Raw genomic sequence first — 5,305 nt, forward strand, 5'->3', positions numbered from 1 at the left:
CAGAGTGCCGAGATTGCCGCGAATGACATGCGGTCGCCCCGAGCGAACGCCACAATCGAAACCCCGGAACAGCTGTTGTAACCAGCGACGACAGCGTGCGCGGTGCGCCTAGCCCTGGTGGATCCCAATGAGCGATCCCGCTGTGGGGTTTCAGCTCGCGCCGGGTGGCAGGTAGCGGACGTGCGTGACGCCGTCGTGTACCTCGACGACGGCTCGTACGCCGTAGACGTCGGCGATCGTCCTCGGGTCGAGGACGTCGGTCGGAGGTCCGGCGGCGACGGCACGTCCGTCGCGCAGCACCACCACCTCGTTGCAGAACATCGCCGCGAGGTTGAGGTCGTGCAGCGCGACGACGGTGGTGACCGGCGTGCGCCGGACGAGGGCGAGCAGGTCGAGCTGGTGGCTGACGTCGAGGTGGTTGGTGGGCTCGTCGAGCAGCAGCTCGGTGGGCTCCTGCGCCAGCGCCCGGGCGATCTGGACGCGCTGCCGCTCGCCGCCTGACAGCGTCCGGTACGGCCGGTCGAGACGGTCGGCGACGTCGGCGTGCTCGGCCGCGCGGCGCACCGCTGCGTCGTCTTCGGCGGTGGTGCCCGACCACGGACGGTGGTGCGGGATTCGGCCGAGCGCGACGACGTCGGAGACGAGCAGGTCCTGCTCGGTGCCGGTCTCCTGCTCGACGACGGCCACGCGCCGCGCCACCTCGCGCCGACGCAGCGACGTCAGGGGCGCGCCGTTCAGCTCGACCGCACCGCTGTCCGGGCGGCGCAGGCCGGCGAGCAGTCGCAGCAGGCTGGACTTGCCCGAGCCGTTGGGTCCGAGCAGGCCGACGGTCGAGCCCGGTGCGGGGTCGAGCGAGACGCCGTCGACGATCAGCCGTCCGCTGGCTGACCACGACACGTTGCGTGCGGAGAGCGTCATCGGCGCCTTCCCCGCCGCAGCAGGATGACGGCGAAGGCGGGCACGCCGACGAGTGCGGTGGCGACGCCGACGGGCAGCTCCTGCGGGTCGAGGACGGTGCGCGCGGTGGTGTCGACCCACACCAGGAAGATCGCGCCGGCCAGCGCGGTCGTCGGCAGCAGCCGGTGGTGGCGGGTCCCGACCAGTGCGCGGGCCGCGTGCGGCAGGACGAGTCCGACGAAGCCGATCGCGCCGGACGTGCTGACGATCACCGCCGTGATCAGCGCGGTGACGGTGAGCAGCAGTACGCGCACGACGCCGACGTCGATGCCGAGGGTGGACGCTGCGTCCTGCCCGAACGCGAACGCGTCGAGGGCCGAGGCCGTCAGCAGGCACACCACGAGCCCGAGGCCGACGACGGCCGTGCACACCGCGACGTCGGTCCAGCTCGCGCTGCTCAGCGACCCGAGCAGCCAGAACAGGACGCCGCGGGTCTGCTCGGCGTCGGCGGCGGTGAACACGATGAACGACGTCAGCGCCGAGAACAGCTGGGTGGCGGCGACGCCCGCGAGCACGACTCGGTCGGTGGTGCCGCCGGCGGCCCATGCCAGGGCGAGCACCAGCGCGAATGCGACGAGGGCGCCTGCGAACGCGCCCGTCGTGAGGCCGACGGCACCGGCGCCCACTCCGAGGACGACGACCGTGACGGCCCCGGTCGACGCGCCAGAGGAGATGCCGAGCACGAACGGGTCGGCGAGCGGGTTGCGCAGCAGCGATTGCAGGATCGCCCCGCACACCGCGAGGCCCGCGCCGCAGACCGCGGCGAGCAGCGTCCGGGGCAGGCGCAGGTCCCACACGATGCCCTGCTGGATGCGGCTCAGGTCGGTCGAGCCGAGCCCGGCCCGGTCGCCGACGACGCCGAGCACGTCGCGCACGGACATGTCGGATGGCCCGATGGTGATCGCCGTGGCGGCCGAGAGCACGAGTACGACGACGCCCGCGGCCCAGACCGCGGCCGTGGTGCCGGTGCCCCGGACCGCCGCGCCGGCCACCGTCAGCTGCCGAGACCGAGCTCGCGGATGCCTGCGGCGAGCTTCTCGGTGCCGTCGACGGTGCGGATCGAGGGGTTGAGGTCGCCGCCGGCCACCTGGACGTAGCGCTTCTCCTTCACCGCGGTCATCTCGCGCGTGACGGGGTTGGTCTCCAGGAACTTGATCTTGGCGGCCGCGGACTCCGCGGTCGGCTCTTGCGGGTGAGGTCGCCGAGCACCAGGACGTCGGGGTCGCGGTCGGCGACGGTCTCCCAGTTCACCTGCGGCCACTCCGAGGTGGTCTCGTCGAAGACGTTCGTGGCACCGAGCGCACGGGTCATGACACCGGGCGCACCGCAGCACCCGGCCAGGTACGGCGACTCGGCGTTGGCGAACCAGTAGGCGACGTCGACTCCGCTCGCGTCGATGGACTCGCTGGCGGCGGTCATCCGGGCCTCGAGGGACGCGACGAGCTCCTCGCCGCGCTCGGGGACGCCGAAGATCGTCGCCAGCTCGGTGATCTCCTCGTAGACGACGTCCATCTCGAGCCGGGACGAGCGTGCGCCGTCGTCCTCGCCGTCGTCGGTCTTGCCGCACTCGGCGGGCGACAGGTACGACGGGACGCCCAGCTTCTCCAGGTCGGCGGGCGTCGTGACGCCGCCCTCGCCGAGCGTCCCCGCGAAGGAGGCGGTGACGAGGTCGGGCTCGGTCTCGAGCACCCGCTCGTACGACGGCGCGTTGTCGGCCAGGCGGGGGATGCCATCGTTGGCCGCGGCGAGGTCGGGCAGGACGGGGTCGGTCCAGGTGGCGGTACCGACCATCCGGTCGCCCAGACCGAGCGACAGCAGGATCTCGGTCGAGCCCTGGTTCAGCGAGACGGCCCGCTGCGGAGGGGCCTCGACGACGACGTCGCGGCCGCAGTCGTCCACGGTGACCGGGAAGCCGGCGGCACCGCCCGACGCGGCGGGCTGCCCGGCGTCGTCCGAGGACGAGCCGCAGCCCGTCACGAGGACGCCGGCGAGAGCGAGGGACAGCAGGGCGGGGGTGGGGAGGCGCACGGAGGGTCCTTCGAGGTCGAGGACCCGGTCGCGTGGTCCTGCGGTGACCTCGCGACGGTGTGCCGCAAGGGCCAGCAGGTCTTCGGACTCGGGGTCGTCCGGGTCGAGACGCCTTCCCGGGCCGGTGGCCCAGTGGCTGCGGACGTGTCCGCGTGCCTCGCCCGTCGCCCACACCGCTGCGCGTCAGTCCCGGACTCTCACCGGGTTCCCTGCCCATCTCAATGGGTTGACTGGCACGCCGAACCTAGCAAACGCACAATGCCCACCGGCATGACTCCCGCAACCGGACGGTCTCGAACTGACGCCCGGTCACACTAGTTCGACGCGGATCAGCCCTACCCGCGATCGTCACCGGTGCCGCTTGCCCTAACCTCCCACGGCCGCCGGCGTTTCAGAATCGATCCCCTTCGGGACGCTGGCCGCCGTCCACGACCAGAAGGGAAGTGGCACCGGTCAGGGTTGGGCTCTGAGGTCCTATTGACGAGTTGGCTTGGGCGTTCCGAACGCGGTACACGGCGCGAGGCCCCGATCGTTTGACCCAGTAAGGTTCAAACGATTGGCTCGGTCTATCTCTGCGACGGTTCAAGAACGACGTGTGGCGAGTCCTGCGCCAATCGCGTGCTGCGGACACAGATTGGAGATGCGCGTGCCGTTGGTGTCGGTCGTGTCATGGAGCCCGACGCGGTTTCACGACGCCCTAGACGCGCGCGGGCTGTCGGCCAATGAATTGGCCACGATGGTAGGGGTTAACTCATCAACGATCCGCTCGTATCGGCGCGGCGCGACCGCTCCCAGCCCTCCGGTCCTGGTGCGGATTGCAGCAGCACTTGAGCTGCCGATCGCCGACCTCGCCCCAGCAAGCCCGCACCCGTCGCTGCATGAGTTGCGCTGGCTTGCTGGCCACACCGTTGCCTCGATCGCCGCGAAGGTCGAAGTCACCCGAGGTCAAGCAAGCGCCATCCTCGGCGGACGGGCGCCACTGAAGCAAACCGATAAGTGGGCACGTGCACTCGGGGTCAGCGAGATGGCTGTCGAAGCCGCAACCCGCAAAGTCCCCCATCGCTCCGAGGTTGGGCCACGCACGGTGGCTGACTCAGTGTCTGGGCCCCCAGACGCTTGGGCCTTGAGTGTGCGAGTCGCGTCCAGCACTCTGACAAAGCCCCTGACTCCGACGCAACTCAACGTCCTGCAGATGCTGTGCAGCGACCTGTCTACCATCAAGATGGCAGCCGAGCTCGGCGTCACCCGAAACACCCTTCGCACACACATTCGCAATGTCTACGCCCGCCTCGGACCCGAGGTGAATTCTCGTCGTGCCGCACGACGGTTCGTGCTTCGGGCCCTGTGACTCCATACCGACCGCAGGCGGCTCCCGCTGTGACAAAGGGTGCCGCCTATTCGATATTCGGCATGTTCGGCGGTCTAGGCCTGCGCCAAAGAATGCTGGACGATACTGGACCGGCGCGCCCACTGCGGTAACTTCTCCGAGGCCTGCAGCGGGACGCGTTCTGTTCATGGTGCGGGGCTATCGCTTCAGCGCGGCCGCACGGGCCATAGCCCCGACTTAGCCTCAGTGTGCCTACCTGAGAGGTGCGGGCGCCACTGACAGCGTGCGGTTGCGCGATCGGAATTCGGGGGTGCCAAACGCCCGCCGCAGGATCGGACCCGCAGCGTCGGCGCATGTCACGCGCAAGAGACAACGGTGGGGTCGGCCAACGACGGCAGATTCCTGACCGGTGGCGGACGTACGCCTGGGTCGCTCTCATCATCCTCGGCCTGGCCGCGGTGATCGTCAGTCGGATCCAGCGGGTCAATTGCCACCGGTCACGTCGCATCCGCCAGGAGATCCTCATCCGTGGGCGAAGGCTGGTTCCAACGGACAGACGACGAAGAACGGGGTGTGAAGTCGGCTCCTTCGCTGTCGGTCCGGCAGTGCTTGTAGACCTCAAGGTCAGAGCGCGTTGACGACGCCGCTGGCGATGGCCGTGAAGGCGCCCGTCCACAGCACGATCGTCACGGTCTGCCAGCCGAGCACGCGGGCTTTGGGGACGCCTGAGGCGACGAGCGCGGTGGCGGTGAACGCGTGGGCAGCGGGGCGGGGCCCAGGAGGTTGACGTCGGGCACGCCGAACCGGTCGAACGTCCGGTCGAACTTTCGTCGCCCGGCCGAGCGCGGCCTGCGCCCGCGGCCGGAGTGGTCGACGACGGCGGTGCGGGCTCGCGACCCCAGCAGCGCCAGGAGCGTCACGCGGCCACTTGGTTCACTGCTACTCGCACTCTCCTGCGCTGACGCTCGCGAGAGCACGCAGGCGACGAAGGAT

General features: G+C 70.2%; 5 protein-coding genes and 1 riboswitch. Of the genes, 1 reads left to right on the top strand and 4 read right to left on the bottom strand.

Annotated elements, in window-relative coordinates; genetic code table 11:
* Positions 1–150: 150 nt before the first annotated feature.
* The 4 genes from ACI6PP_RS22730 to ACI6PP_RS22745 are packed head-to-tail and all read right to left on the bottom strand — an operon-like array spanning position 151 to position 2,985.
* The gene (locus ACI6PP_RS22730; protein WP_421114012.1) at positions 151–918 is read right to left on the bottom strand and encodes an ABC transporter ATP-binding protein; all 768 of its coding nucleotides are present in this window, start codon (positions 916–918) and stop codon (positions 151–153) included.
* Entirely contained in the window at positions 915–1,949 is a 1,035-nt protein-coding gene (locus ACI6PP_RS22735) for a FecCD family ABC transporter permease (RefSeq protein WP_421114013.1), read from the bottom strand. Before ACI6PP_RS22735 ends, ACI6PP_RS22730 begins: the two co-directional genes overlap by 4 nt.
* A 2-nt stretch (positions 1,950–1,951) precedes the next feature.
* A complete protein-coding gene (locus ACI6PP_RS22740; RefSeq protein ID WP_421114014.1) occupies positions 1,952–2,077 on the bottom strand; it encodes a hypothetical protein in 126 nt (41 codons plus the stop codon).
* Positions 2,074–2,985 carry an ABC transporter substrate-binding protein gene (locus ACI6PP_RS22745; RefSeq protein ID WP_421114015.1) on the bottom strand — a complete coding sequence of 304 codons (912 nt, stop codon included), beginning with the start codon at positions 2,983–2,985 and terminating at the stop codon, positions 2,074–2,076. The genes ACI6PP_RS22740 and ACI6PP_RS22745 overlap by 4 nt, the downstream gene beginning before the upstream one ends.
* Before the next feature lie 56 nt (positions 2,986–3,041).
* Positions 3,042–3,235: riboswitch (cobalamin riboswitch) on the bottom strand.
* Between the two features lie 390 nt (positions 3,236–3,625).
* Between ACI6PP_RS22745 and ACI6PP_RS22750 the strand changes: the two genes are divergently transcribed.
* Entirely contained in the window at positions 3,626–4,333 is a 708-nt protein-coding gene (locus ACI6PP_RS22750; protein WP_421114016.1) for a helix-turn-helix domain-containing protein, read from the top strand.
* Positions 4,334–5,305 lie beyond the last annotated feature (972 nt).

Source organism: Solicola agrisoli, from assembly GCF_049059935.1.
Taxonomy (GTDB): domain Bacteria; phylum Actinomycetota; class Actinomycetes; order Propionibacteriales; family Nocardioidaceae; genus JAURVT01.

Bases quoted from the DNA above. Each gene is read 5' to 3' on its own strand.
- ACI6PP_RS22730 (WP_421114012.1), bottom strand. From the start codon at position 918: ATGACGCTCTCCGCACGCAACGTGTCGTGGTCAGCCAGCGGACGGCTG.
- ACI6PP_RS22740 (WP_421114014.1), bottom strand. From the start codon at position 2,077: ATGACCGCGGTGAAGGAGAAGCGCTACGTCCAGGTGGCCGGCGGCGAC.
- ACI6PP_RS22750 (WP_421114016.1), top strand. From the start codon at position 3,626: ATGCGCGTGCCGTTGGTGTCGGTCGTGTCATGGAGCCCGACGCGGTTT.